A 26,188-nucleotide genomic window follows, 5' to 3' on the forward strand; every position below is an offset into this window, starting at 1 on the left:
AGCTTCGCATTCCCAGGTGTCGTGACCCAAATAACGTAGTACGCGGGGTACTTAGTCTGGTCAGAATGGCTTGTTAGATTTCTCTTTCAAGCCTCACCCTTTAGGCTGAGGTTCCTGACTGTTATTGATGGTTTAATGCGGCATCTACCTGAGAGAGCAGATGTTCTACAGTAGACGAATTATCTAAGACAACATTAGCAGCAGCAATCTTTTCGGTTAGAGGAATTTGGCTGTCAATTCGCGATCGCGCTTGTTCTGGGGAAATTCCGTCGCGATCGCACAAACGTTGTAGTTGTTGTTCGGGAGAACAGGAAACCACCCAAATACTATTGACAAAATTCGTCATATCTGCTTCAAAGAGAAGGGGAATGACCAATACTGCAATTGTAGCGTTGAGGGTCGCTAATTCTGTAACAAAGCGATCGCGCACGTAGGGATGTATTTGCACTTCTAACCATTTTCTCTCTTCAGGGTGGGAAAAAATGATTTCCCCCAGTTTTTGACGATGGAGACGGCGATCGGGAAGCAAAATTCCCTCTCCGTAGCGTTGTGCAATTGTAGTTAGGATAGGAGAATTGCGATCGACAGCTTCTCTGGCATAAATATCGGCATCTAGAATGGGAAGAGAATACACGCGATCTAGATACTGAGAAACAGTACTTTTCCCCGTGCTAATTCCTCCCGTTAATCCAATACGATAAACCATTTTTGTTCTTGGCTATCCAATAACTAACTGGTTAAATCTTGTTGACGAAAGATTAGCCATGCGGCGATCGCAAAGAAAATAACCCATAATGTTACCCCCAAAGCAGCCAAACTCGGATCGAAAAATATCCTCCTAAATTCTTCTTCCATTCCCTCGGGAATGTCCTCGGGAAGTTTTCTAACTAAGGCTTGGGTAAGTTGAAAGGGTAAATACCGTGTAAGTTGAGAAAAAGGTTCTCCAACAAGATTTCCGGCAGCGCTTAGAACCGGTTCAACAATAAAAACATACAGTAGTGTAATTGTGTTGGTTGCGGCAATGGAACGGGTTAAAATGGCAATAGGAAATACGATCGCAATAGAGGGTAATAAAGCTAAAAAGACCCGAGGTGCTTGCCCGAAAATCTTGCCAATACCCGCGATCGTTACTTCTCCTCCCATCGGGATGACTAAAGGTAGTCCTAAGACTAAACCCAAAATGAGAGCAACCAAAACAAATAAAACTGCGATCGCAGCCAATGCAGTCAATTTAGCAGATAAAAGTATCGTGCGTCCTACTCCGTGGCTTAAGTATAAATGCAGGACGCGCCACTGGTATTCTGAAGTTGAGATCGCGGCGGTTAAAATTAATAAAGAAAAGCTACCTAAATTCAGGACTAGAGAAAGCGCGAGTTCTCCTCCTGCTGTCCCAGCAAGGAGTTCTTTAAAAAAGACTTTACTTTCTGGGGTCGTAACCAGTTCAAAGGCAAATAACCCCCCTAAAAAAATAAAGAGAAGCAGTCCCACCAATAACCCCAAAAAGAATAAAAAGAGAGGTCGTCTCACTGTTTTTTCCAGTTCGATCGCGACTAAATTCCAAAACACAGGCATAATCCTTACAAGTGGACAGTTAACAGTTAAGCGCAATAATCCACAATTCACAACTAACAATGTACAAAAAATGATTAAAATCCTACATCTTTCTGATATTCACCTCGGTAGCAGCTTTACTCATGGTCATATTAATCCCGAAACAGGTTTAAATACACGATTAGAGGATTTTGTCAAGGCATTAGAGCAATGTATCGATCGCGCTATTGAGGAAGCAGACTTAGTGCTTTTTGGGGGAGATGCCTTTCCCGATGCTACACCCCCTCCCTACGTCCAGCAAGCCTTTGCTAAACAATTTCAGCGTCTTGCGACTGTTAATATTCCCACGATTTTATTAGTGGGAAATCACGATTTACATTCTCAAGGGACGGGAGGGGCAAGTTTATCTATTTATCGCACTTTAGCAGTACCGGGATTTATTGTGGGAGATACGATCGAAACTCACCGCATTCAAACTAAAAATGGCGATATTCAAGTCATTACTTTACCTTGGTTAACGCGATCGACTTTATTAACTCGTCCGGAAACAGAAGGGCTATCAATGGCTGATGTAAATATCATGTTAATCGATCGCCTAAACCCGGTTTTAGAAGGAGAAATTCGCAAACTCGATCCGGAATTACCCACAGTATTATTAGCTCATTTAATGGCAGATCGAGCCAATTTAGGGGCAGAAAGATTTTTAGCCGTCGGTAAAGGATTTACCTTACCGATGTCTTTGTTAATACGAGAAGAATTTGATTATGTTGCCCTTGGCCACGTTCACAAACATCAAAATCTTAATCCTACAAATAATCCTCCTATTATTTATCCAGGCAGTATTGAACGAGTTGATTTTAGCGAGGAAAAGGAAGAAAAAGGCTATGTTTTTGTTGATATTAAAAAAGGCGAAGCAAACTGGGAATTTTGTTCTATTCCTGCCCGTCGATTTTGTACAATTAATGTTGATGTTTCTCAAGCAGAAAATCCCCAAGAAACCATTTTACAAGCTATTGCTCAAAAAGAGATTAAAGATGCTGTCGTTCGCTTAATTTATAAATTGCGTTCCGATCAAATAGAACAAATTGATTCAACGACCTTGCAAAAAGCATTAGAAGAGGCACATACTTGTAAGATTGTTCCCGAATTAACCAGTCAGCTTTCTCGACCCAGGTTGCCCGAATTAGGGGTAAATAATAGCCTCGATCCCCTTGATGCCTTAAAAACTTATTTGGGAAATCGTGAAGATTTAAAGGCACTCTCATCGGAAATGTTGGATGCAGCAGAACGTTTATTGAATGGAGAGGAAATTGGCTTTAATGTTGAAGATATAAATAATGTTGAAAAAAAGGTGAGTCAATTAAGTCTGTTATCTTAAAAACCTTATTTAAAAATATCTCCTAAGAAAATCGAGGCAAGTTTTCAATCTTACCCCGATAGCTTCACTTTGCACTGCAAACTTTATATAGCTTCAAAATCTTAAGTTTTGAATGGTTATTTAATTCCTGGCTTAAATAGCTTGACTGCTAATGCCACAGGTTAAAGGACAAGAAGCAAAAGTAGGTTCTTTAGCTTTTGTAGATTCGCCATGCAACCAACTCAACCAACTAACTTCTTCTGGATGAATGCCTTTAAACGTTAACACTGTGGCACCTAATAAAACTGCCAAAATATTAATGCCAACTGTACTTCCCACAACTAATAAAACCGCGCTAACCGGAAGCACTGATTGTAAAATAATAGCCGCTAATACCGCGATCGTTGTCATTAAAACAACAAGGGGAAATCCCACCACTAATAAACAAACAAGTAAAGTAAAGCTCCAGGTTAGAAAACTTTTTGCGATCGCCCAGTATGTCTTTTCCCAACTCCGTCCTTGTGCTAACACCATTTTCCTTATCCTCCTAGTTTAATTAAATTCGGTTTTGCTAATTTTTAATTTTTCTTTGCGCGTTCATTGATAAGTCAGTATAGATAAATTATTCGGGAAGATGAAATATTTGTCATCAAACTTTACATTATTTCTGGAAAAGTTATAATCCAAGATCGTGATTTTGTGAAAATAGAGAACAAGGAAAATTTCTCAAAACCTTATTGTGCTGGGATTTGCACCTATTGAGTCATCTTTATTGAACCGATCGCCCTTGACGGCATTTCTTTACAAAACTTATAAAATAGAAGTCGATTATTCATGGTAGACCTTCATCGCGATCGCCCAGCTAAAAATATTTTTGTTACAGTTCTTTACAAAAAAAAGCAGTTTTTCTCAGAAAGCAATCGGTTCGACTTGCCAAGTCCCGGCCTTGGCCAAACGAGAGAAAATTTGTGCAGACAAACTGCTTAATTTTTGGTTAAATTCGGGCTGATTTAAGCCTCCGCACCAGAGAATTAAGGCATCTTCCTCGGTACCGGGATAATATTTTTTCCGTCGTCCGGCTTCTTTAAAGCCAAACTTTTGATAGAGTGAGAGGGCAATTTGATTGGAGGCTCTAACCTCTAAGGTTGCTCGTTCTAATTGCCTTTGTAGGGCTTTTTCTAACAAGGAATAGAGTAAAAGTTGTCCTAAACCTTGCCCTTGATAGTCGGGATGAATGGCAAGGAGAGTGATGTGTGCTTCCTCCAAAATTGCCCAAAAACAGCCGATCCCGACGATGGTATTATCTTTTCCTTCCCAAGGAAGAGATAGCACTAAAATTTCGCTGTTGGGGCTGTCTAATTCCCTTTGATAGCCCTGCAAACTCCACATTCCTCCTAAACAAAGGCGATCTAGTTCCACTGCAGCCTCGATACCGGCTTGAGTCAGGGGCAATATCTGCAATGTTGAAAAGGTCATATAATTTTTTTAGGGGTTTTGTTATATTCGTCCGCGATCGCGATTAATATCGTAGATTACTTTTTCTATATACCAACGTTCTGATTTTCCTGGATATTTAAGCCTAGCTTGGTTTAATAAGCGTTCTGCTAATTCACCATCTCCCTGTAAGGCTTTGAGGAGATCGCGATCGATATTGCCACCGCGTCTGATTCCCTTGGTTTTGCGAGAGTTTTGCCAGACTTTCCAAATTATGATTGCTAATAAAACCAACAGTACGATCGCGATAGGATTCATGGTAGGGCTGGGAAAATTTTCATCTTTCTTATTTTAAGGGAATTTCGCTCCCCCAAAGCAGTTTTTTATGAGTCCTGACGATGAAGGCAATCTTGATATCTCGTCACTCCTGCGATCGCAGCCAGTAAAGCCCATCCGAGGGTATTAATTCGCAAATCGAAGACCGAGACATCTAAAAAATTGAAGCCGATACAGGTGATAAAAGCAACAAAAAAAGTAAAGAGAATAAGGCGATCGCGATCGCCAAAAACAGAATTGCCTAATAATAAAACACCTCGTGCCAAAATCCACCCCACGATCGCGCAAAATAAAAGTGTGGCAATGATTCCTGTTTCCGCAGCTAACATCAGGAAAAGATTGTGGGGATGTCCCAACCAAACATCCGTTGCATCCTTGTAGAGAAAAGAAAAATTCCGCAGTCCCCAACCCAAGAGAGGGCGATCGCGAATCAGATGCCCGCAAAATTGCCATTGCGTCATGCGTAAAAGAGGAATAGGCATATTGGGATACATTTCCCCCGATAGCCGTCCCCAGAAGAAATAAGGGACGATTTGGCGCAATGTTTCCCCTCCCCATGCTGGGGCAAAAGAAGCCCAGGCGATCGTCCCCGCACAAGCCGCAATTCCTAACACTAATAATCGCCAACCGATGTAAAATGCAAAAGCCAAACTACCTAAAATTGCTAACACCCAAGCATTGCGAGATTGGGTGAGAAGAAGAGACAGAGAATTAAGAAAAATTGCCCCCGATAAGAATCTTAAAACTTGCAAAGATTGGCGTTGCTTGTCTGCGTGCCACTGTCGAAAGGCATCGATCCATAAGCCCAAAGTTAACATTAAAATAACCAAAAGGTAAAAGGCAAGGATATTTGCATACATGAAAGCAGAAGACATTCGCCCTTCCGGTTTGCCGTAAGGAATGAGAGTCCAACCCGAAAGCGTCGCCCAAAATTCGGGAGTTATCCAGCCAAAAAATATCTGTCCTAAACCGAGAAAACAAATAGGTAGAGAGGAAAAGACTAATAACCAAGCCAGTTTGCGTAATTGGCTGGGGGTTTGAATCAGAAAATGAACCGTACAAAACCAAATAAAATAAGGGAAAAAATTAGCCATTCCCCCTAATGCTTCCAGGGGGCGATCGGCAAAAGCCGTACTGATAAAAAGGAGTAAACTGAGGAGGGCAAAAGCGCGGGTTAAGGGGGATTTGGCGATCGCTTTTCCTTCTTTCGGCCAAACCCCGATCGCCGCAGCAGAATAAGGAATAGCGGCTATTCCAGGCAACATGGGTTGCAGAAATGCCCCAATTTGAAAACTATCCCACATCCACAGGTCCCGGAGGTAAGCCAAAGATGAAGACTGTTTGCTCGTTTTTTTCCACATCTTCCTCTCTTCCTCTCCTCCTCTCTTTTTGATCCTAAGCCCAACACTCCGATCGCGTCAGGCGAATTTGTGCTAAGGCAAAGATTGTGGGGATAATGCGGCTGTAGTTGGTGGCGATCGCCCGCCAACCGAGATCGGCGAAAAAGCTGCCCCAGAGGATGGGACCGAGGAAAGCAAAGGCGGTTTTGACGGCCCCCTGTCGTGCCACAGCAATAGCCATGCCGCGTTTGGCGGTTTGTAGGGCTAAATGGTGTTGTAGTTTGCTGGCGGCGATCGCGCCTCCTTGGACGAGGGTAGCGCGGGCGGCTTGGTAACGGGCAAAATGCAGGGCAAATTGCTTGGCGATCTGTTGCAAAATTAGGGATTTTACCACGGAATTTACGGCGATAACGCCACTGCCTTTGAGGAGAATGGTCACGGGATCGTTTTGCAATTTTAAGGGCAGGGGACGGGCGAGATCGGCATTTGCGAGGGACTTCTGGACGCGATCGCTCAAATCTTTCTTTTCGGAAGCGGGAAGACCTTGCCAAATTTTGCCCATTAAGTGTAAAAATATTTCCGCTTCGAGATCCACAACGCTCATTTCTTGGGAATAGGGCATTTTGAGATAATGGCAAACCCGCAGCAAAACTTGGCGATAGGAGATATTTTGGCTTTGTCCTTTTAATACCGTCAAACCGTCAGCAGCGAGAAAGCGAAATCTTTGTTCAATGGAGTCTAGCCAAGAAGCGCGATCGCGGCTTTGTACTTCCAAAACGTCGGGCATTCCCAGGTAATCGAGGGGGTTCAAACGACGACAGAAAAGGATATTGGTGAGTTGTTGCAGTTCTTCTTCGTTAGCGAGTTCTAGGGCTTCTCTGAGTTCGTCCAATGGTTTAACCTCCAAAACGATTTATTTTTCCCGACGATCCCGAGTTGAGTTTTTCCATTCTACTATGCTCGTGGGAGTTGGGCGTTTATCCTCTCAGAGTACAGTTAGTGGACGCGATCGGCGTGCAATTCTTGGTAAGGGCTAAAAGCTAAAAGCGTTGGTGTTTGGGTGGACTGGAAAGGGTATAAATTTGGGTTTCTCGGGCGATCGCCTCGCGAATGTAGCGAGGTAATTGTGCTGCTCCTAACCAGGAAACTCCATCAAATTCTCGTAATTTTCCTGTTATTTGTTCTGCGATCGTTTTATCGATCGCCTCGGGATCGGCATGGGTATTGATGGGGCGATCGGCGGCCAGAATAAATCCCCAATTAGAAAAGAAGCTAGGAATAAAATAAGTATAGGATTCAACATCAGAAAACAGAGATTTTACAGTGTTAAACAAACGAGAGTGTACGGGAAGATAAGGAAAATCTACCGAGCCAGCCTGCATAACAAAACACCCTCCCGGATTAAGATGGCGACGAACTTTCTGGAAATATTCTTGCGTGAATAGCTGAAAAGAGGGACCTTCTTCAATGGGGTCAGATAAGTCGGATATAATCGCATCAAAAGTTTCCTGGGTTTCCTCGAGAAATGCCATAGCATCGCCAATTTTTAAGAGGGTACGGGGATCGTCAAAAGCATTTTGGTGCATTTCTGGTAAGTATTGGCGACAGGCTTCTACGACCTCCCCATCAATATCAACCATCACAACTTGTTCGACACTTTTCCAACGTAAGACTTCTCGCAAGGTTGCACCTTCTCCTCCTCCTAAAATCAACACGCGCTGGGGTGCTTTTTCGCAGGCTAATAGAGCCGGATGTACCAAAAATTCGTGGTAGAAATGTTCATCGATGGTAGAGGATTGATAGTCATGATCGAGGAGTAATGATTTACCGTAAGAACTACTTTCAACAATATGAACTTGTTGATAAGCTGTTTTCGTAACAAACAAGATGCGATCGATCGTGTGCAAGCAAACATCTCGCTCAGTGATAGGGGTGCAAATTTTTAAACCAGTGCTGAAATAGTCTTCAGGCATGAATTTTTAAGTCTATAGAATGTTGATTTACGGTTCAGATCGTGTCAGATCGCGCAGGAATTAGCAATTAAAAATCAGAGATTGTTTGCTGAAGTCCCGTTAGGATTCCCAATGACTGCAAACGAGAATATGGTGGGGAGAATTTTCTTGGAAGGGCGTACTATCATAATTGCCAAAACAACGATCAACTTTAAAACCATTGTACTTCAAAATTGCTTTGATTTCTTGAGGAAAATAAATACGATGTTCGAGTCGATCTGACACAACCTTTCCATTCGGGAAGTGATAAATTATAATTTCAGAGTAAATTTGTCGCTCAAAATCATATTCTTGATCGAACTTTGCTTCAATCTTTTCCCCAGTTCGAGGATGAATGAATTTGCGAAGAGTGTCAACTACACCTGCTAGCTCGTAAAGCTCTCGCCAAAACTTAGGAGAAAGATGGACAATATCTAAGATGAGTTTTCCGTTAGATTTGAGATGTGTTTTACAGTTTTTTAGTACAGCTTCTAGGTCTTCTAACTCATAAAAGTAATTGAGAACATAATAGGGAGCGAGAATACAAGCAAATTTTCGCTCTAAATTGAAGGTGCGAATATCTTCTTGAATCCATTCAACGCGATCGCTTTTTTTTCGAGCCTGCGCTAACATAGACTGGGAAAAGTCAACACCAACAACAGAAAATCCCGCCTCCATTAAAGGGATCGAAACCCGTCCTGTACCACAGCCAATTTCAAGTACTGGATCGCCACATTCTTTAACTCGTTCCCACCAAAATACCCGATCGATGTCTGTTTTGTGGTCTGTATCAAATAGACAAGGTGAGGCGAGATAAGCATCGTAAATATCGCCATCATAGAAAATTAACCGATCGATATCTATTTTCATTTTTTCATTTAATCTAGACAATTACAAGAGTCAGCTTTTTATATCATAAAACTTTTCAAAAGTCAACACCTACCCTATTATCTTACTAATCTCTCCATCCCAATTCTGGATAACTTGACGAGCAATTGTATTTAATCGATCTGATATCTTTTCCTCAACTTCTAAGTTGAAAACTCCTCTAACATATCCCCAAGCATAACCGTCTCCACTTTCCGGAACAAATAGCGTCATGTCGGCGTTAGATTTAAGATTCTCTAGTTTTTGTACCCTCTCTACAATCAGAGGAAACTGATATTTTTCTTGGCATCGATCGCCCAGTTTGGGATACCGAAAAAAGATGTCCCGACAGTAAGTTTTACCCTCTCGAATAGTTTGCACTTCTTTCTGTACGTGCATTATTAAATTTCTGAATGTCATTTGACTATCTATTTTGAGACAAAAAGGGACATGAGAAGCAAAAAAGCCTGCTAATTGTTGGAACTCTTGTTGTATTTTTTCATCCCTGTATCCTAACTCTATATCAAATATTTTTTGATGTATATGAACATAAATTATAAAAATAGATAAAAGAAAATCAGATAAATTTTCTTGGGGATATTGGTTTTCTAAAACATTGAGAACTTCATCAGGTAACGAGCTATGAGTGACGACATACTCTGGGAAATTTTTGTCTAAATTGGAGACATTATTCTGCGTTAAAGCAGTAGGTTGTAGTTGAGTCAATCTTGTTAACCAAAAGTCTTCTTGTTTGAGAGCCTGTTTGTAGCTTTTGGTTAGGCGATCGCCTAATGTTGCATCTAGATCGCTAAACTGATATCCTGCAAATAAGGAAAACTTAGAAATAAATTCAGAAAGCGGTAATATTTCACCATCAATTGTAAAAACTTGTCTTAAAAGAATATCATTGGTTTTCGTCGCAATCTGAAGGGAGTGAGACTGTATCTTAACAATTGTTCCAGGAGGATGACCGGATTTCAAGTTTAAGAGACAAACTTGAGAAACAATGATAAATTCATTCTCAATGACAATTTTAGGTGTACCGACATAATTTTCATAAGAAATATAAGTCAGAGCGCGAATAAAAGTATCAATATCTTCGGCAGAAAGATGCCAAGAAAAAACACACCCCATCGGGGGACGTTTGGAGAAATAATAATATGTTCTCTCTTGCAAATTTTGCTTGGTGGTTGAGATGCGATCGCCGCTTAATTCCGCTAATTCATCAATAAGTTGGTGGAAAGATTCAACAGCAGCCCAATCGCATTTTTGGTTTAATGAGTAAGCTGTTTCCGTAGGCGATATTGTACAGGAAACTTGTTTGATAATGTCGCCAGTATCCACTCGCCCACTCATAAAATGCCACGTTATTCCATGTATCTCTTCACGATTCACAATTGCCCAATATTCTACTTCACAACCTGCATATTTTGGTAAAAGAGAATTATGGTAGTTTATCGCTCCTTTCCGAGGAAGTTTTAATATTTCCTCAGAAAGAATATAGTAATTTTCAATGCTAAACAAATAGTCGAAAGGATGTTGACTTAAAAAGTCGATGATGTCGTCATCGGAAGACGAGCATTCGTTATTGATTGCTAAAAAAGGCAAATTCTGTTCCGATGACCATTGTGCTAACGTACTATCTAAAGAAATAAAACCATGAACTTTATGTCCGCGATCGAGCAGAGACTGTACGCATTTCAAACAAGGTAAAATGGATGCTCCTATGACAAAGCAACTGAGGGGTTGGGGATGATAATCACTGTTTTGTAACTCTGCCATTTTAGAGACTGGTAGAAAGTGTTTAAAGTATTTTACAATGCTTCGAGAGCATGGAATGATGAGATAATTAGATACATCTCTGGTATAATTCCATCAAATAATATAGCAATAGTAAATTAAGTTGTCAAGTTCTTGATTTTTATGGAATTAATTCAAAAAAGATCCCGTGTAATTTTACAAACAGAAATACAAAATTCTCTCACTTTGGCTATTCCTGCAATTTTGACGCAATTGGCAGAAACTGCGATCGGATTTATCGATCTGGTCATGATGGGATGGTTGGGAAGTGAAGCACTAGCTGCAGGTGGATTAGGAGTGATTACTTTTTATACATTTACCTATATTGGTACAGGTTTATTTGAAGGATTAGGCGCTCTTGTAGCCGAAGCCTTTGGTCGAGAAGATATTGAGGAAATTCGTAAACTGACCATTCAAGGACTGTGGCTCAATCTTATTTTTTCCTTACCTATGATGTTATTTTTATGGCATCTTGGCTCTATTTTACCTCTATTAGGTCAAGAAGAAAAAATTGCAAGTAGTGTCACAATTTATTTGCAGGCAATTGTTTGGGGCTTTCCAGCCGCACTTGGTATTGTCCTTTTTAAAGGCGTTACAATCGCTTGCGATCGCCCCCAGTTTCTGACAATTATTACAGCTATTTCCGTGCCATTAAGTGCCTTAGCAAATTATATCCTTATTTTTGGTCATTGGGGATTTCCAGCCTTGGGTTTAGCAGGAGCAGGTTGGGCAAGTACGATAATATTTGGGCTAACTTTTTTCATTATTTTAGGATATCTACAGTTTCACCCAGATTTTCAAAAATATCAATTTTTTAACTCGCTTTGGTATGGCGATCGCCACCTATTTTCAAAAATACTTAAAATCGGCATTCCTATTAGCATTCAATTTGGTTCAGAATTAGGATTATTTCTATGCACTAGCTTGTTCATGGGATATTTAGGAACGGCAAATTTAGCGGCGCATGAAATCACTCTTTCTATTTTTGAATTAGCAATTGTAATTCCGTTTGGATTTTCCTATGCTACTGTTGTTCGAGTCGGACAAAGACTCGGATCGAACAATATCGAAAGCAGCAAAAATGCAGTCTTAATCGATTTGCTTCTGAACGCTGTAATTACAAGTATTATTGCTTTATTCATCTGGTTATTCCCCGAGCAAATCATTGCGATTTATTTAGATAAGTCTAGCACCAACTATACTGAAATTACGAATATATCCATTTCTTTACTGGGAATTGCTGCGCTTTGCCAAAGTATTTATGGTTTACATTTAATTGCGATCGGTGCATTACAAGGATTACAGGATGCTTTAGTTCCCATGTGGATTAATTTGAGTATTTATTGGGGAATTGGTGTGGGAGGAAGCTATTTCCTAGCTATTATCTTAAATTTAGGGACGGTAAGTATATGGTTTGCTTTGACTATTGCGATACTCATCTCGACAGGAATTCTAATTTGGAGGTTTTTCCATATACTCTCTCACCCGTTAAATTTAAAAAATAATGGCTAATCTCTAGGTCAATTAGGTCAATTCGCGAGATTCCATCAAAAATTTAACCAGAAACGGTAAGATTAATGTTGCATCTGCATGAACTTCGCTAAACATTCCTCGTGTTTCCATTTTTCGCCAAGACATTCCTTCTGAATAACTACATCCTGACAAATGACCATAGTGCATAGGATCGGGACAAATTCGACAGCCATAAGATAATTTTCTTTCGGGTAGGTTAAAATCCTTGTATCCGTTCAGAAGTTCAACTAAAGGAGCCAGATTTTGGATATAGTTTCTTGGCACTCCTCCACCCACTGTAAAAATACCTGTTTTTTTAACATTAGTCATCATTTCTACTAAATATTGTGTATCGAGTTCGAGATCGAAGACGATACGCGATCGCCCTGTTTGCTCGCACATTCGGTTATAAATATAGATATCATTGCCAATTTCTGAGTCAACAAAAGCAGGTACAATTACAGGAACATTCTGCTCATAAGCTGATTTTAAGATTCCGCGTTGTCCTGAATATTCTTTCGCAAGATGTTCGCCAACTATCTGATGAAAATATCGCGTTCCAATCGGTTTTAGATGAGTATATTCATCGAGAATACGATCTAGTATTGTTTTAATATGCTCTAAGTTATCTTCAGGTTCTAATGTATCTGTCACCCGATTCATCTTTAATTTTGCTAAATTAGCATCATCTTTTTGAGGATTATATTTGAAGTGTTTTAATCCCACACTTTCAACTAATCCATGAGCCATCAAAGCACCTGTGCTACAAACAGCTTGTACGGCTTTCATATCGATTAAATCGCAAATAATCAATCCCATTTTGGCAATGGTCATTGCACCACTTAATGTCAGAAAAACTAGACAATCTGGATCTTGTATCATGGCGCGTAATGTTTGAGATCCCGAACTGACTTCGGCGGCCAATCCCTCATAATGGGCTAAAATTTTCATGAGGTCGGTGATAGAACTTTTCCGATCGCGCAACCTTTCTTCCAAGGTTATAAAAATGACTGGGAGGAGAAAGTTAGGATCGGAAAAGATAACATTGGGAAAATAGCCATCTGTGGTTTGACCTGGTTTTACCATTGCAAATTGATTCAAAAAAATAGCCTCTTTGGGAGTGCTATAGATATTCTCTGCTACACTTTCTGAATATGCCCCAATAACGATCGCATTTTCGCCTCCAAAAACAGGTCGAGTATAATCCTTTGGTGCAACGATTTTTGTAAACCATTTTCGGGCGCTCATTTCTTGTAATAACTGTCCGAGAGGACTGTCTAAATTCCCGTCATAAATAGCAATCGGGGCTTTATTTGTCACAATCCACTCGTAAATTTTAGTAGTTGTTTCTCCCAGCATCCTCGCCCCAAAGGAGCAATAACTCATGGCTTCAACAATATCACTAACAGAATAACATTTTTGTAAGTTGAGAGGTTCGAGTTCTTTTAAAAAAGAGTCAGTCGTATTCATTTGCATACAAGATTAAATCACACTAAAATAATTTATGAAGAAATTTTCAGGATAAAAGTTGAACTTTTTAACGGTTGAAAGAGTTAGAAATTCTCTTTCCTTTGTTTGAAAATGCCGTGCGATCGCCGCGAAGACCTAAAAACTATACCACAAAACCTTTAACAGCAAACGAAACTGCTCTCGTTTCAGCTTAACTATATACTTTGCAATCTTTGTTTAGATGTCGATATCGGCATCTATTTTTTTATGGGGTGCGATCGCTAGAATTGGAAAAATCGATAATATATTTATGAAATCTAAAACTTTACCGTCTTTTTGGCAATCGTATCGCACTCTGGACTTGAAAATACAAAAACAAGCAAGAAAAGCGTATCATTTGTGGAGACAGAATCCCTTTCACCCTTCCTTACATTTTAAATGTATCGATCGCGAGAAAGGCATCTGGTCTGTTCGTATAACTCGAAAATATCGAGCAATAGGTATTCTTGAAGAAGATACAGTAACTTGGTTTTGGATTGGGAGTCACGACAATTACGAGCAATTTTACTCTTAGCAATCGCTTTTCCAAATTTGCCAATTACAAGCGATCGTAATCCATTGGAGTTGCTTTTCCCTCTGCTATTTCTTGTTTTGCCTGTATTGCAGTACGAATCAATTGAGGTCGAGTTTTTTCCACTAACCGATCCCACTCAAGTTCATCTTGCAAATCAGCCAAATATTCTCGTAAATGAGCGATCGCTTGCTCATGAAGCTCATCTGGCAAAGATTCTAGCATTTTGACGACAGTAGCAATATTTTCTGAGGACATTTTCTAAGTGTTGTTCTCGGATTGACTGTATTTAATTATAAGGTATTAGTGGCGACTTCAACAGTAAAATACTATTAAACCAAAATAAGAAAAGGAGAGCCAAAAAGCTCTCCACGACCAGCAAACTTTAGAAACGCGATCGCGCTACACAGATTCGGGTAGAATTTCAGTCATGTGTAAGAAGCGAACCGACTGATTGCGAGCGTGAAATGCCATAAAACTGCGAGCAGCTTCTACAGGGAAAAGGTTTTTCCATGCCAACCATTCTTTCTGAATGGCGCTCAATTCTAAGGTTAAACTGTTGGGAATACTAACACGGCAACAATCGATGATGCGAATTGCCTCGCTGAGTAAATATTTCGTTTGTCTATCTTGATTGATATTGGTAATTTGTACTGCGATCGTGGCAAAGAGTGAAGCCAAAATTCTCAATTTTTGTTGCCAATTTAAAGACTGTAATTCTAAGTTAGTTGGAAAAGCTGTAATTTGCATGGTCGAATTCCTCAAAATACAAGGGATTAATTCAATTTATTGAACTGCGCGTTTCTCTATTCCTACAATGCCGTCTTTTTTTCAACAAAGCCAAGATCGGTAATGGATCAGCCTACTTATCAACGCTATCAACTGTCAACGCTATCAACTGTCAACGCTATCAACTGTCAACTATCAACTATCAACTATCAAAGCTATCAACTGTCAACTATCAAAGCTATCAACTATCAAAGCTATCAACTGTCAACTATCAACTATCAACTATCAAAGCTATCAACTGTCAACTATCAATTACAATTGATCTTGCACGATGGGTCAAAATACGCTATGGCAACGCTGAAATCGTCGAAACTGGGCTTGAGTCGAATTCAACAGGCACGCAAGGAGAAGGGATGGAGTTGGAATGCAGAAGATGACACTTGTTTTCTTGAAGCCAGCCAAATTTTAGAACCTACGGGAACTTGGGAAACGGGGGGACCTTATGCCTATGGGGTGTCTCTGGGGACGTGGAAGCGCTTTCTAGCTGGGAAATACCCCATTGGTGCCAAAACTTTTAAGGTCTATTGTCACATCCTAGGACTGCCTTGGGAGGAGATTGTCGATCGCCGGGATCCTCACGCGAGTGAAAGCAAGCAAGACTGGGATGAAGAGATTGATGTTTCTTGCTTTTATGGACGCGAGGAGGAACTCGGACAACTGGAACAATGGCTCCTTGGCGATCGCTGTCGTCTCATCATCTTATCGGGTATGGGGGGCATTGGCAAAACTTCTCTCTCGGTTAAACTGGGAGAAAATTTACAGGAACAATTTCAATATGTGCTGCGGCGATCGCTGCGTCACGAACCTCCTATTGGCGATCTTTTAACAGAAATTCACACTTTTCTTTGCACTAAGACTGAACCGCAAATTCCCTCTGCGATCGAGGAACAAATTGCTCAAATTGTTGAGTTTTTACGCGATCGCCGATGTTTATTATTATTGGATGATTTTGAAGCTATTTTATCGAGGGGAAAATTAGCTGGGCAATACAAGAAAAATCACCAAAATTATAGCGAACTGATTCGTCGAATTGGTCAAGAACGCCATCAAAGTTGTTTGTTGATCATCACCCGAGAAAAACCGAGAGAAATTACTGCTTTAGCCAGTGATTCTTCTCCAGTTCGCGCTCTAAAGTTGAGAGGATTATCTCTAGAAAAAGCGCGAAAAATATTGACAGATCGCGGATTTTCTGCATCTCAAAATGGGACAAATCAATTAATTCAACTCTATCGCGGGCATCCTCTGGCTTTAAAACTAATTTCTAGCACCATTCAAGATATTTTTGGGGGAGAAATTTTTGAGTTTCTCAAACAAAGTACCTTGGTTTTGGGAGATATCATGCCGACAATTTTTTATCAACAATTCGATCGCCTCTCAAAGTTAGAGCGAGAAATTGTCTATTGGCTAACGATTGAAGGGGATCCGGTTTCTCTTTCTCAAATTAAGAACGATCTGCGATTTTCGGGAACTTCTTCCTCGGAAATTGTCGCGGCTTTAGAATCTTTAAAGCGGCGATCGCTTTTAGAGATTTCTAAATCTATCGATGGGTTTGCGGAATTTACTTTAGGCACTGTTTTTATGAAGTATATCACCAAGCAATTAATCGATGAATTTTTGCGTGAAATAGAAACAATATTAGAAGGGCGATCGCTCCAAAATATTAAAATCATTAAAACCCATTGTTTGGTAAGTCCGCGAGGTGAACGGAATGATAAGCGAGATTTAATCCTCAGAAAACTCCAAGAAAAACTCGAACTAACTCTCAGTTTTACCGATGGTTTAGACGAAGTTATAGAAATTTTTAAAGATCGTGCTATGAAAGATATTGGTTATGCTAAAATTAATTTGAGTGCTGTTTTATCCACGAACAAATAAAAAATAACTAACAACAACGATAAAAAAACGATGAAAATTGCGATCGCGCAACTTAATCCTACAATTGGCGACCTGAATGGTAATGCGAATACCATTCTCGAAACAGCGCAAACAGCTTCAGAACAAGGCGTTCAACTGTTATTAACCCCAGAACTTTCTTTATGCGGCTATCCTCCCCGCGATTTATTGCTCAATCCAAATTTTGTGGCAAAAATGTTACAAAAGCTACAGCAATTGGCGCGAGAATTACCGCAAAATTTAACAGTTTTAGTCGGGACAGTCGAACCGAATCCCAAAGCCGAATTGCAAGGTCAAAAACCTCTTTTTAATAGTATTGCCCTCTTAAATCAAGGAGAAATTAAACGCATTTTTTATAAGCGTTTATTACCCACTTATGATGTTTTTGACGAACATCGTTATTTTACGGCAGGGGATGAAAGTAATTATTTTATTTTAGAAAATGAAGGGCATTCGCTCAAAATTGGCGTAACTATTTGTGAAGATTTATGGAACGATGAGGAATTCTGGGGAAGACGCAGCTATCAAGTGAATCCTATCGAAGATTTAGCGCGATCGCAGGTTGATTTTATTGTAAATTTATCGGCTTCTCCTTACAGTGTCAGCAAACAGAAATTACGGGAAGCAATGTTACATCATTGCGTTTTGCGTTATAAAATCCCGATAATTTATACCAATCAAGTCGGGGGAAATGACGAGCTTTTATTTGATGGGAATAGTATTGCGTTTAATCGAAATGGTGCTTTAATTTGTCGCGCCAAAAGTTTCACAACAGACTTAAAAATTGTTGAATTTAATCCAGAAAAACGAGATTATTTGCCTGCTGAGATTGTGCCTTTACCCCATTCTGAAGAAGCAGAAATTTGGTCGGCATTAGTATTAGGAGTGAGAGATTATGCTAGAAAATGTGGCTTTTCTCAGGTTATTTTAGGCTTAAGCGGAGGAATTGATTCTGCTTTGGTTGCTGCGATCGCGGCTGAAGCAATGGGTGCAAAAAATGTCCTAGGAGTTTTAATGCCTTCTCCCTACAGTTCCGATCATTCCCTCATAGATGCAGAAGCATTAGTTAATAATTTGGGCATTAATAGTCAAACGATCGCGATCGCCGCAGCAATGACAGCTTACGATCGCCTATTAGACCCCTTATTTACCGGGACAGAATTTGGAGTTGCAGAGGAAAATATTCAATCGAGAATTCGCGGTAATTTATTAATGGCGATCGCCAACAAATTTAATTATCTTCTCCTCTCTACGGGGAATAAATCAGAAATGTCCGTGGGATACTGTACCTTATACGGGGACATGAATGGGGGTTTAGCGGCGATCGCCGATGTCCCTAAAATGCAAGTTTTTGCCCTCTGTCGCTGGTTAAATCAGGAACAAGAAATCATTCCCCAAAATATTATTATTAAGCCCCCCAGCGCAGAACTCAAGCCCGAACAAACCGATCGCGACTCCCTTCCTCCTTACGAAATTCTTGATGATATTCTCTCTCAATTAATCGAAAAGCATCAATCGATAGAAGAGATTGTCAAATCCGGTGGCGATCGCGCTACAGTAGAAAAGATAGCGCGTTTAGTGGCTCGTGCCGAATTTAAACGCCGTCAAGCACCCCCTGGGTTAAAGATTACCGATCGCGCTTTTGGGACAGGTTGGCGAATGCCGATCGCTTCTCGAGTCACCGATTAAATTAGACAAAACCCGCACTTTAGCAAGCAAGAATTGATGAGAGATAGTACGCAACAAAAAAACTTTTTACTGCTTCCCATGAAGTTAGTCGGGAAATGGAGAAAATGGGCGATCGCAATCTTAGGATTGTTCATTTTCTTCGGAATGTGGCGCACTGGAACTAATTTTGTTGCTGAAATAACAACCTTCTTTCGGATTGAAATGAAACAACCGGAAGTGAATATTACTACTGTTATTGTTGAAAAAATTCGCGGTGCCAGTGAATTAACAACTGCTATTTATACCACAGAAACAGTTGTTCCGACTCATCAAGATCGCGAATTAATGGGAACTTTTCAATTTCGGACAAAAATGCTTTATATTGCTTATGGGGAAGTAGAAGCAGGAATCGATCTGAGTCAATTAACCACCAAAAATGTTAAAATTGTAGACAATATTCTCTATATTCAACTACCAGCACCGCAAATTTTAGATGCTAATATCGACGTAACGCGATCGCGAATTTATGACTACGATCGCGGTGCTTTTAATTTAGGCCCCGATGTTGCTGCCGAACTACAAACTTTAGCACAACAAACCACCTTAAAGAAAATTGTTGCAGGTGCGTGCGAACAAGGATTACTCGAGGAAGCAAACGATCGCGCTAAATTAGCAATTACTCAATTATTAAACTTAGCAGGACACGAACGAGTCGAAGTAACAACAACCCCACCTTATTTAAAAACCTGTCAATAAAGTTAAGAACAGTAAGCTAAATACCAACTTATTTGCAAGTAGTTTTACAGTTAACTCGGAGATGTTTTTCTGGGAACTAACTGTTTTCTTAAATACTTAGTTAAAGGTTTTTCAATTAAATTATAAAAAATACAAGAAAATCCAATCGAAATTATCGCAATTAACGAACCGAGAATAAAATAGTTGTTAATTGCTTCATTGAATTTCAATTTTAAACTCAATTGAACTAAAGCAGAAATAACAGGACTGTGAATGAGATAAATTGAATAAGAAGCATCTCCTAAATAAGTAAAGATTTTGGGGATTTCCACCCCGTTTTTAATATCAATTGAAGCTGCACCCATCACCAGAAAGAAACAGGGAATTCCTGAAAATATCGTTCGATTAATTGTAAAGTCAATTCCAAAAAGATTAATAATATTGACCTCATTAATAACACCATAAGTTTGTAAATAACTAAATAATAATAACGATCCGAGTCCTAGAAAAAATATTGTTCTGCGATAGTGCAAAGAATAATTGAGAACAAGATAAGCAGCAATACAACCAAACAAAAACTCTAAATTAAGAGAGTTAAAAATGAGTCCCAGTCGAGGATATTCTGCGGGAGAAATAGCAAAAGCACTAATAAATTGACTGGTAGAACCGAGAAGAACGATCGCAATTATAAACAAATACAAACGACGTGGTAGAATATAATTTAAACTGAAAATGAGATAAAAGAAAAGAATTAAAATTAAAGTCCAGCCTACATTTAAAATAGGAGCCTGCTGCTGAGGAAAAAGCAGAAATGATTGTATCGTTGAGCTTAAAGTTAAAGGGGTATTATTTTTAAATCCTGGTATTAAAAGCAAGAAAAGAAGAATCCCTAGGGTAGCCAGCCAATAAATCGGGTAAATCCGAACAAATCGCTTTAATAAAAAAGATTTAAACCTTGTGAAACTCCGTTGTAATAAATTTCGGTGTTGAGTATAAATAATGATAAATCCACTGAGTACAAGAAAGTAGTCAACCCCAGACCAACCAAACTTGAAGATATCAAAAAAATAAACCGCATTAAATTTCTCATTCGTTAGCTGATCGACATGAAACAAAGCCACCGCGATCGCAGCAAGTCCTCTAAATAGTTGCAATAGGTTGAGAGTTTTGGGTTTATTGTTCGTTTGTTGCTGCATTTTTTCGTTAATTCGAGTAAATAAAATTTTAAATTTCAGGAATTTTTCAGTTTTTGATCACCGTCAGCAGGCATAATAAAGGAGACAGAATAAAAAAGATTTGGGAATGATGCTTTGGTTTCGTCGTTGGTTAATTTTATCTCTCCTTACTTTCGTTGCTATGTTTCTCGCGATCGCTTGTTCGGGGGGGACACCCCCTGTTAACGAGGCCGCTATTCGCATTGGTTCAAAAGATTTCGCCGAACAATTCATCTTAGCCGAAATGTATGCGTTAGTTCTCGAGGATAATGGCTTTGTAGTAGAACGAAAACTCAATTTAGGTGGAACTCCTGTCGCTCAGAGTAGTTTAATGCAGGGAAAAATCGACCTTTATCCAGAATATACTGGAACGGCACTTTTAGGCGTGTTAAAACTGCCAGGAAATAGCGATCGCCAAAAAGTTTACGAAACCGTCGCTCGAGGATATAAAGAACAATTTAATCTCATCTGGCTTGCTCCTTCTCCTATGAACAATACACAAGCGTTGGTTGTAACGCAAGCAGGAGTAGAAAAATATGGGTTAAAAACAATTTCTGATTTGATCGCCAATGCAGATCAAGTTACTTTGATCGGACCACCAGAATTTCAAGACAGAGAAGATGGTTTACCAGGTTTGGAAGAAGTATATGGCAAATTTACCTTAAAAGAATATAAATCTGTCGATGCAGAATTGCGCTATCAAGGACTAATAGAAGGGGAAGCAGATGTTGCGGTGGGATTTAGTACTGATGGGGAAATTAGTGCCTATAATTTGGTGATGTTAGAAGATGATAAAAATCTTTTTCCTCCCTATCAAGTTGCTCCTGTCCTGCGTCAAGAACTCCTCGATCGCCATCCTGAAATTATAGATATTCTCAATTCTGTCACAACTCGTCTTACAGATGAAGCGATGCAAAAATTAAATTATGAAGCTACAGGAAAACAGCGAGAACCGGCTAATATTGCTAATGATTTTTTGCAGGAAGAAGGATTATTAAAGCGGTGAATTATCCCTCCTTTTGTCTTGAGTTTATGTAGGGTTCACTGTGAAAATACTTGAGGTAAAGCAGTTTTTTCTCCTTGCATTGACCAGCCATTTTTATCTGCATTTTTTTCGAGTTTCTTAACTCGATTTTCTGAAAAAGGATGACTATAAAAATACTCAGTAACCTTTAAGTCTGTTTCTTCATCTTGAAGCCGTTTAAACAAATCTAAACTGTGGCCACCATGACCATAACGACGTATTACCGCATTTAAACCAGATAAATCTGCTGCGGATTCTTGACTTCTACTATAGTTTAAACTTGATAGATTGATTACCGTTCCTACAACACTTGAATCCCCCCCTCCCGATGTGCCAAAAACAAGCGACCAACCCAGATTAAGGACTAATCCTCGACCCAAACCCCGCAACCCATCTCTGTTTCGTAAATGCCCTAATTCGTGAGCCAAAACAAAAGCCAATTCATTTTCTGATTTTACCTCATCGAGAAAAGCCGTAGTGACAAGAACGTGGCCTCCTGGTATTGCTGCGGCATTGACAATTGGACTTTTTAAAAAATGTAAAGTTAATGGGATTTTATCTTCTGGGTCTTGTAGAGAATTGAGCAATTCTTGTAGGTAAGAAATGCGAGGATCGTTTTCAATAGGTGTTCCACCTAATAATAAATAAGCACTGGCAATAGACGAATCGCCGATCGCTTTTTCGGTTTCTATTGGAATACGAGGGACGATCGCATCTACGGCTAAACCCAAGGCAATATAAATCGCCAAACTCACCCCTACCACCGTCCCCAATAACTGTGCTAAATTCGTTAGGGGATGAATCTTAGAAATGTTAACTTCTTCGGTTATTTCCTTGGGTTTATATGTCATTTTATTAACAAATTGTTAAAAAATTATTAACAAAAGTCTTAACGAATTGCCGTCCCGTAAACAATAACTTCTAATGAAGCAACTCCCTGCTGGCTACTATTACCAATTGTTGCTGTTTCATAGCGGACATTTAGCACTTGAGTGGCTCCCCAGGCGATCGCCTCTTCTTTTAAGCGTAACAGACTTTCTCGACGAGCGCGATCGAGGAGGGTTTCATATACTGTTACTCGTCCTCCCACTAAGTTCCGTAATGCCAAAACAAAAGTTTTAAAAGCATCAGGAGAAATCACCACTTCTCCGACAACTAATCGTGCCTCTCTTGCTTCAGGTAACGGTTGTTTGCACCCATAATTCACGACAGGAAGGTGAAGGGTTTGGCGCTCTCGTTTACGAATACTTTCGTAATGCTGTTTCTCGAAATAGGCTCCAATTAAATAACCAAAACCGATTACGAAAAAAGGGGAGAGAATAAAAATCAAATCCTCCATGATTAGGATACCCTCACTGCTGTTCCATAAGCGAACAATTCTGCTGCACCTTGAGCCACAGAAGAGGTTGCAAAACGGATATTAACAATGGCATTTGCTCCTAATTGCTGCCCTTGGAGTACCATGCGATCGAGGGCTTCTTGGCGTGCTTCCTGAAGCAGTTCGGTATATCCTTTGAGTTCGCCACCGATAATATTTTTCATCCCAGCTAAAAAATCTTTGCCGATATTTTTAGCTCGAACGGTACTTCCTTGTACGATGCCGTAATGTTCCAAAATTTCTTTTCCGGGTACGCCTTCGAGGGTAGTGAGAATCATAGTTTTCTTGATATTAAGAATGAAAAAGTGAAAATCTTTCTTTGCAATAAGGGTAATTGATTAAAAATCATCGCATACCTTTCTTCTTTTCAGTCTATATGTAACAATTTTGTAATGCGATGGACAATCAAAACGCCTGCTCTATTCTCAGATTGATTCTGAATGGTTAGGAAAAGTATTATCGGGAAAAACGATCGGAGTTTGTAGTGCCAGAGAAACTTTAACATTTGTGCCGATCGCCAATGCTTTTAAAACATTAGAACGGACAAGTAATTCCTGTCCAGAAGCCATCTCCACCCGGTAACAATGTTCTCTCCCGAGGAATTGGCGATCGCAAATCACACCATTACCGCTTTCGTCTGGTTGTAAAATAATCTCCTCTTGACGTACCATTAAATCCCCCTTATTTTTTCCTTTATCTTCTGCAACAAAATAGCCGAATTCTGTCTCCCAACCTTGGCCAGAATACCGCGCAGGGATAAAATTAGCTTGGGTCACAAACTCCGCCACAAAGCGAGAAACCGGATGTAAATAGACTTCTTCGGGAGTTCCCACTTGTTCTAAATATCCCCCTTGCATAACTCCCACAGAATCCGAAATTGAAAGAGCTTCTTCTTGATCATGAGTCACAAAAATAGCAGAAGCTCCGGCTGACTTAAGAATGTTTCTCAGTTCTTGTCGCAAATGCAACCTCACCTGTACATCTAAATTGCTCAATGGCTCATCTAATAATACCAGTGCCGGACGCGGAGCCAATGCCCTCGCTAAAGCCACGCGCTGCTGTTGACCACCAGAAATTTGATAGGGATAGCGATCGCCTAATCCACTCAATCCCACCAATTGCAAGACTTCTCGGAGGCGCTGTTTCACCTCCTCTGCCAATTTTCCCCCTTTATGAGTTAACCCAAAGGCAATATTATCCTGTACTGTGAGATGAGGGAAAAGAGCATAATCTTGAAACACCATTCCCACTCCCCTTTGTTCTGGCGGCAAAGAATAACCGCGTTTTGAAACTAAAGTTCCTGCAATATCAATGCTTCCCTCGTCCAATTCTTCAAATCCCGCAATAAGGCGCAAAAGGGTTGTTTTTCCGCACCCAGAGGGTCCCAAAAGGGTCAAAATTTCGCCGCGATCGAGGTGAAGGGTAATATCATTGACAACGGGACGTTTTAAGGTGGCAAATTTCTTGGTAACGCGATCGAGATGCAGAATAGTCGGTTTTTGGTTTGACATATCAAGAATGTGAGGACAGGAAACGGAAAAAAGGAGCGACTTCCCAATTTTTCCTGGGTATGCTAGGTTAAACTTAGCTTAGTAGTTGAAACTAATTCTCATTAAAACTTTGTAAAGGATTTTGGAGTCTAGGTCAAATTGTCCCTATCTTCCCCTGTTTGGAAAACCCAGAAATTACGACAAGGCTTTGGTCGCAACGTCTTTCCTTTTGGAAATCGCGGCTGGACTTTACTCGTTGCAGCGATCGCCATCCCCATCTGCGTCCCTATTTTAGTTGTCCTCAGTAGCATTTTTGCGAATTCGGGGGAAGTTTGGAGTCATCTCGCCGGGACAGTATTGCCAGATTATCTCAAAAACTCCGCAATTTTAATGATCGGAGTCGGTTTGGGAACCTTCGCGATCGGGACCGGGACTGCGTGGTTAACGACCATGTGCCGCTTTCCTGGGAGTCGTTGGCTAGAATGGTTATTATTGCTTCCCCTCGCTGCACCGGCTTATTTATTGGCTTATGTTTATACAGAATTTCTAGACTACTACGGCCTCGTCCAAACGACGTTAAGAGGGATTTTCGGCTGGACGAGTGCGGGAGATTACTGGTTTCCCAATATTCGCTCTATGGGAGGGGCGATCGCCATGCTGGTCCTCGTCCTCTATCCCTATGTTTTCTTGTTGGCGCGAGTTGCTTTTTTAGAGCAGTGTACTTGTACTCTTGAAGCCAGTCGCTCTCTAGGTTGTAACCCTTGGCGCAGTTTTGTGAGAATCGCTCTTCCCCTCGCTCGTCCCTCCATTATTGCTGGGTTAGCCTTGGTATTAATGGAAACCTTAAATGATTTTGGCACGGTGCAGTTTTTCGGTATTTCCACCTTTACTACAGGAATTTATCGCACTTGGCTGGGAATGGGAGAACATACGGCGGCGGCACAATTGGCGGCAGTTCTGCTAACTTTTGTGTTAGTTTTAATGGCTTTAGAGAGGCGATCGCGCCGTCAAGCCAAATACTATCAAACCGCCAATCATGCTAAACCTTTTCAACCCTATAAACTGGGAGGATTTCGCGCCGGTACTGCTTTAATTGCCTGTACTATTCCCGTTATTTTTGGGTTTTTACTTCCGGTGGGAGTGTTGCTAGAAATGACCCTAAATTCCTCAGAAAGCACCCTTGGACGTAACTTTTGGGGTTTGGCATCCCATAGCTTGATTTTGGCAGTTTTAACGGCAATTTTCGGGGTTACTCTCGCCCTAGTGATGGCTTACGGACAACGGTTACAAAATAATTTTGCTATGTCCTTTTCGGTACGCATCGCTGCAATGGGTTATGCTATACCGGGATCGGTGATTGCAGTCGGAGTTTTGATTCCCATTGGACGATTTGATAACGCGATCGATGGTTGGATGCGATCGCATTTTGGCATATCTACGGGACTATTATTAAGTGGGACGATCGCGGCGCTAATTTTTGCTTATTTAGTCCGCTTTTTAGCCGTATCTTTTAACACAGTAGAGTCGAGTTTGGGGAAAATTCAACCCAGTTTAGATGATGCTGCAAGGAGTTTAGGTCATTCCCCTGCAAGTACGCTGATTAAAGTTCACGCACCTTTGATGTCTGGGGGACTTTTAACGGCGGCCATGTTAGTCTTTGTGGATGTCATGAAGGAACTTCCCGCGACTTTGGTAATTCGCCCCTTTAACTTCGATACCTTGGCGATACAAGTCTATCAATACGCTTCTGATGAACGTTTAGTAGAAGCTGCTGCACCCGCTTTAGCTA

At 40.4% G+C, this 26,188-nt stretch carries 26 protein-coding genes; 8 read left to right on the forward strand and 18 right to left on the reverse strand.

The genetic code is table 11. From position 1 onward, the window contains the following. Positions 1-121 precede the first annotated feature (121 nt). Together coaE and JUI58_RS05000 are read right to left on the reverse strand one after the other, a co-directional pair. Positions 122-706, reverse strand: a complete 585-nt coding sequence (gene coaE, locus JUI58_RS04995; protein ID WP_204102650.1) for a dephospho-CoA kinase — start codon at positions 704-706, stop codon at positions 122-124. A gap of 23 nt (positions 707-729) precedes the next feature. Further along, a complete protein-coding gene (locus JUI58_RS05000; protein ID WP_204102651.1) occupies positions 730-1,572 on the reverse strand; it encodes an ABC transporter permease subunit in 843 nt (280 codons plus the stop codon). Positions 1,573-1,642: 70 nt separating this feature from the next. Between JUI58_RS05000 and sbcD the strand changes: the two genes are divergently transcribed. Next, positions 1,643-2,929 (forward strand): exonuclease subunit SbcD, encoded by a 1,287-nt coding sequence (gene sbcD / locus JUI58_RS05005; protein ID WP_204102652.1) that lies wholly within the window; start codon positions 1,643-1,645, stop codon positions 2,927-2,929. A 132-nt stretch (positions 2,930-3,061) separates the two neighbouring features. Here sbcD and JUI58_RS05010 read toward each other — a convergent pair whose 3' ends face one another. From JUI58_RS05010 to JUI58_RS05045, 8 genes are all read right to left on the reverse strand, one after another. After that, entirely contained in the window at positions 3,062-3,442 is a 381-nt protein-coding gene (locus tag JUI58_RS05010; RefSeq protein ID WP_204102653.1) for a hypothetical protein, read from the reverse strand. A 375-nt stretch (positions 3,443-3,817) separates the two neighbouring features. After that, complete coding sequence (gene rimI, locus JUI58_RS05015) at positions 3,818-4,384, reverse strand: ribosomal protein S18-alanine N-acetyltransferase (protein WP_204102654.1); 567 nt, start codon at positions 4,382-4,384, stop codon at positions 3,818-3,820. A 21-nt stretch (positions 4,385-4,405) separates the two neighbouring features. After that, on the reverse strand, positions 4,406-4,660 hold the full coding sequence (locus JUI58_RS05020; protein ID WP_204102655.1) for a hypothetical protein: 255 nt from the start codon (positions 4,658-4,660) through the stop codon (positions 4,406-4,408). Positions 4,661-4,725: 65 nt separating this feature from the next. Further along, on the reverse strand, positions 4,726-6,039 hold the full coding sequence (locus tag JUI58_RS05025; RefSeq protein WP_204102656.1) for an O-antigen ligase family protein: 1,314 nt from the start codon (positions 6,037-6,039) through the stop codon (positions 4,726-4,728). A 34-nt stretch (positions 6,040-6,073) separates the two neighbouring features. Next, a complete protein-coding gene (locus JUI58_RS05030) occupies positions 6,074-6,910 on the reverse strand; it encodes a hypothetical protein (protein ID WP_204102657.1) in 837 nt (278 codons plus the stop codon). A gap of 148 nt (positions 6,911-7,058) precedes the next feature. After that, positions 7,059-7,991 (reverse strand): fused MFS/spermidine synthase, encoded by a 933-nt coding sequence (locus JUI58_RS05035; RefSeq protein ID WP_204102658.1) that lies wholly within the window; start codon positions 7,989-7,991, stop codon positions 7,059-7,061. 99 nt (positions 7,992-8,090) lie between these two features. Further along, positions 8,091-8,879 (reverse strand): class I SAM-dependent methyltransferase, encoded by a 789-nt coding sequence (locus JUI58_RS05040; protein WP_204102659.1) that lies wholly within the window; start codon positions 8,877-8,879, stop codon positions 8,091-8,093. Positions 8,880-8,948: 69 nt separating this feature from the next. Beyond that, positions 8,949-10,658, reverse strand: coding sequence for a formyltransferase family protein (locus JUI58_RS05045; protein WP_204102660.1), 1,710 nt, complete (start codon positions 10,656-10,658; stop codon positions 8,949-8,951). A gap of 141 nt (positions 10,659-10,799) precedes the next feature. Between JUI58_RS05045 and JUI58_RS05050 the strand changes: the two genes are divergently transcribed. After that, a complete protein-coding gene (locus JUI58_RS05050) occupies positions 10,800-12,188 on the forward strand; it encodes an MATE family efflux transporter (protein WP_204102661.1) in 1,389 nt (462 codons plus the stop codon). A gap of 12 nt (positions 12,189-12,200) precedes the next feature. Here JUI58_RS05050 and JUI58_RS05055 read toward each other — a convergent pair whose 3' ends face one another. Beyond that, complete coding sequence (locus JUI58_RS05055; protein ID WP_204102662.1) at positions 12,201-13,658, reverse strand: deoxyhypusine synthase family protein; 1,458 nt, start codon at positions 13,656-13,658, stop codon at positions 12,201-12,203. 289 nt (positions 13,659-13,947) lie between these two features. On the opposite strand from JUI58_RS05055, the gene JUI58_RS05060 reads away from it, so the two are divergent. After that, on the forward strand, positions 13,948-14,211 hold the full coding sequence (locus JUI58_RS05060) for a hypothetical protein (RefSeq protein ID WP_204102663.1): 264 nt from the start codon (positions 13,948-13,950) through the stop codon (positions 14,209-14,211). A gap of 24 nt (positions 14,212-14,235) precedes the next feature. Here the strand turns inward: JUI58_RS05060 and JUI58_RS05065 are convergent, their stop codons facing one another. Both JUI58_RS05065 and JUI58_RS05070 read right to left on the reverse strand, forming a co-directional pair. Then, on the reverse strand, positions 14,236-14,466 hold the full coding sequence (locus JUI58_RS05065) for a hypothetical protein (protein WP_204102664.1): 231 nt from the start codon (positions 14,464-14,466) through the stop codon (positions 14,236-14,238). 144 nt (positions 14,467-14,610) lie between these two features. Continuing rightward, positions 14,611-14,958: a hypothetical protein gene (locus tag JUI58_RS05070; RefSeq protein ID WP_204102665.1), complete on the reverse strand. Its 348-nt coding sequence runs from the start codon at positions 14,956-14,958 to the stop codon at positions 14,611-14,613. Between the two features lie 102 nt (positions 14,959-15,060). Here JUI58_RS05070 and JUI58_RS05075 point away from each other — a divergent pair, with 102 nt between their 5' ends. Genes JUI58_RS05075 through JUI58_RS05085 form a run of 3 tightly spaced genes read left to right on the forward strand, consistent with a single transcriptional unit; the run spans position 15,061 to position 19,314 of the window. Then, entirely contained in the window at positions 15,061-16,872 is a 1,812-nt protein-coding gene (locus JUI58_RS05075; RefSeq protein ID WP_204102666.1) for an NB-ARC domain-containing protein, read from the forward strand. A gap of 30 nt (positions 16,873-16,902) precedes the next feature. Then, the gene (locus JUI58_RS05080; protein WP_204102667.1) at positions 16,903-18,579 is read left to right on the forward strand and encodes an NAD+ synthase; all 1,677 of its coding nucleotides are present in this window, start codon (positions 16,903-16,905) and stop codon (positions 18,577-18,579) included. Between the two features lie 36 nt (positions 18,580-18,615). After that, on the forward strand, positions 18,616-19,314 hold the full coding sequence (locus tag JUI58_RS05085; RefSeq protein ID WP_204102668.1) for a DUF4230 domain-containing protein: 699 nt from the start codon (positions 18,616-18,618) through the stop codon (positions 19,312-19,314). A gap of 50 nt (positions 19,315-19,364) precedes the next feature. Here the strand turns inward: JUI58_RS05085 and JUI58_RS05090 are convergent, their stop codons facing one another. Beyond that, positions 19,365-20,489, reverse strand: a complete 1,125-nt coding sequence (locus tag JUI58_RS05090) for an acyltransferase (protein WP_204102669.1) — start codon at positions 20,487-20,489, stop codon at positions 19,365-19,367. 109 nt (positions 20,490-20,598) lie between these two features. Here JUI58_RS05090 and JUI58_RS05095 point away from each other — a divergent pair, with 109 nt between their 5' ends. Continuing rightward, entirely contained in the window at positions 20,599-21,513 is a 915-nt protein-coding gene (locus tag JUI58_RS05095; RefSeq protein WP_204102675.1) for a glycine betaine ABC transporter substrate-binding protein, read from the forward strand. 35 nt (positions 21,514-21,548) lie between these two features. Here JUI58_RS05095 and JUI58_RS05100 read toward each other — a convergent pair whose 3' ends face one another. From JUI58_RS05100 to JUI58_RS05115, 4 genes are all read right to left on the reverse strand, one after another. Further along, on the reverse strand, positions 21,549-22,382 hold the full coding sequence (locus tag JUI58_RS05100; protein WP_204102670.1) for a M48 family metallopeptidase: 834 nt from the start codon (positions 22,380-22,382) through the stop codon (positions 21,549-21,551). Between the two features lie 38 nt (positions 22,383-22,420). Continuing rightward, complete coding sequence (locus JUI58_RS05105) at positions 22,421-22,870, reverse strand: heavy metal-binding domain-containing protein (protein WP_204102671.1); 450 nt, start codon at positions 22,868-22,870, stop codon at positions 22,421-22,423. A gap of 2 nt (positions 22,871-22,872) precedes the next feature. Further along, complete coding sequence (locus tag JUI58_RS05110) at positions 22,873-23,187, reverse strand: YbjQ family protein (RefSeq protein WP_204102672.1); 315 nt, start codon at positions 23,185-23,187, stop codon at positions 22,873-22,875. Positions 23,188-23,334: 147 nt separating this feature from the next. Continuing rightward, positions 23,335-24,420, reverse strand: coding sequence for an ABC transporter ATP-binding protein (locus JUI58_RS05115; protein WP_204102673.1), 1,086 nt, complete (start codon positions 24,418-24,420; stop codon positions 23,335-23,337). A 243-nt stretch (positions 24,421-24,663) separates the two neighbouring features. On the opposite strand from JUI58_RS05115, the gene JUI58_RS05120 reads away from it, so the two are divergent. Beyond that, positions 24,664-26,188, forward strand: a 1,525-nt coding sequence (locus JUI58_RS05120) for an iron ABC transporter permease (protein ID WP_348539839.1), incomplete at its 3' end; no start/stop codon positions are given.

Origin of the sequence: Spirulina sp. CCY15215, from assembly GCF_016888125.1 — a bacterium.
GTDB lineage: Bacteria > Cyanobacteriota > Cyanobacteriia > Cyanobacteriales > Spirulinaceae > CCY15215.

Bases quoted from the DNA above. Each gene is read 5' to 3' on its own strand.
- coaE (WP_204102650.1), bottom strand. From the start codon at position 706: ATGGTTTATCGTATTGGATTAACGGGAGGAATTAGCACGGGGAAAAGT.
- JUI58_RS05000 (WP_204102651.1), bottom strand. From the start codon at position 1,572: ATGCCTGTGTTTTGGAATTTAGTCGCGATCGAACTGGAAAAAACAGTG.
- sbcD (WP_204102652.1), top strand. From the start codon at position 1,643: ATGATTAAAATCCTACATCTTTCTGATATTCACCTCGGTAGCAGCTTT.
- JUI58_RS05010 (WP_204102653.1), bottom strand. From the start codon at position 3,442: ATGGTGTTAGCACAAGGACGGAGTTGGGAAAAGACATACTGGGCGATC.
- rimI (WP_204102654.1), bottom strand. From the start codon at position 4,384: ATGACCTTTTCAACATTGCAGATATTGCCCCTGACTCAAGCCGGTATC.
- JUI58_RS05020 (WP_204102655.1), bottom strand. From the start codon at position 4,660: ATGAATCCTATCGCGATCGTACTGTTGGTTTTATTAGCAATCATAATT.
- JUI58_RS05025 (WP_204102656.1), bottom strand. From the start codon at position 6,039: ATGTGGAAAAAAACGAGCAAACAGTCTTCATCTTTGGCTTACCTCCGG.
- JUI58_RS05035 (WP_204102658.1), bottom strand. From the start codon at position 7,991: ATGCCTGAAGACTATTTCAGCACTGGTTTAAAAATTTGCACCCCTATC.
- JUI58_RS05040 (WP_204102659.1), bottom strand. From the start codon at position 8,879: ATGAAAATAGATATCGATCGGTTAATTTTCTATGATGGCGATATTTAC.
- JUI58_RS05045 (WP_204102660.1), bottom strand. From the start codon at position 10,658: ATGGCAGAGTTACAAAACAGTGATTATCATCCCCAACCCCTCAGTTGC.
- JUI58_RS05050 (WP_204102661.1), top strand. From the start codon at position 10,800: ATGGAATTAATTCAAAAAAGATCCCGTGTAATTTTACAAACAGAAATA.
- JUI58_RS05055 (WP_204102662.1), bottom strand. From the start codon at position 13,658: ATGAATACGACTGACTCTTTTTTAAAAGAACTCGAACCTCTCAACTTA.
- JUI58_RS05060 (WP_204102663.1), top strand. From the start codon at position 13,948: ATGAAATCTAAAACTTTACCGTCTTTTTGGCAATCGTATCGCACTCTG.
- JUI58_RS05065 (WP_204102664.1), bottom strand. From the start codon at position 14,466: ATGTCCTCAGAAAATATTGCTACTGTCGTCAAAATGCTAGAATCTTTG.
- JUI58_RS05070 (WP_204102665.1), bottom strand. From the start codon at position 14,958: ATGCAAATTACAGCTTTTCCAACTAACTTAGAATTACAGTCTTTAAAT.
- JUI58_RS05075 (WP_204102666.1), top strand. From the start codon at position 15,061: ATGGATCAGCCTACTTATCAACGCTATCAACTGTCAACGCTATCAACT.
- JUI58_RS05080 (WP_204102667.1), top strand. From the start codon at position 16,903: ATGAAAATTGCGATCGCGCAACTTAATCCTACAATTGGCGACCTGAAT.
- JUI58_RS05085 (WP_204102668.1), top strand. From the start codon at position 18,616: ATGAGAGATAGTACGCAACAAAAAAACTTTTTACTGCTTCCCATGAAG.
- JUI58_RS05090 (WP_204102669.1), bottom strand. From the start codon at position 20,489: ATGCAGCAACAAACGAACAATAAACCCAAAACTCTCAACCTATTGCAA.
- JUI58_RS05095 (WP_204102675.1), top strand. From the start codon at position 20,599: ATGCTTTGGTTTCGTCGTTGGTTAATTTTATCTCTCCTTACTTTCGTT.
- JUI58_RS05100 (WP_204102670.1), bottom strand. From the start codon at position 22,382: ATGACATATAAACCCAAGGAAATAACCGAAGAAGTTAACATTTCTAAG.
- JUI58_RS05105 (WP_204102671.1), bottom strand. From the start codon at position 22,870: ATGGAGGATTTGATTTTTATTCTCTCCCCTTTTTTCGTAATCGGTTTT.
- JUI58_RS05110 (WP_204102672.1), bottom strand. From the start codon at position 23,187: ATGATTCTCACTACCCTCGAAGGCGTACCCGGAAAAGAAATTTTGGAA.
- JUI58_RS05115 (WP_204102673.1), bottom strand. From the start codon at position 24,420: ATGTCAAACCAAAAACCGACTATTCTGCATCTCGATCGCGTTACCAAG.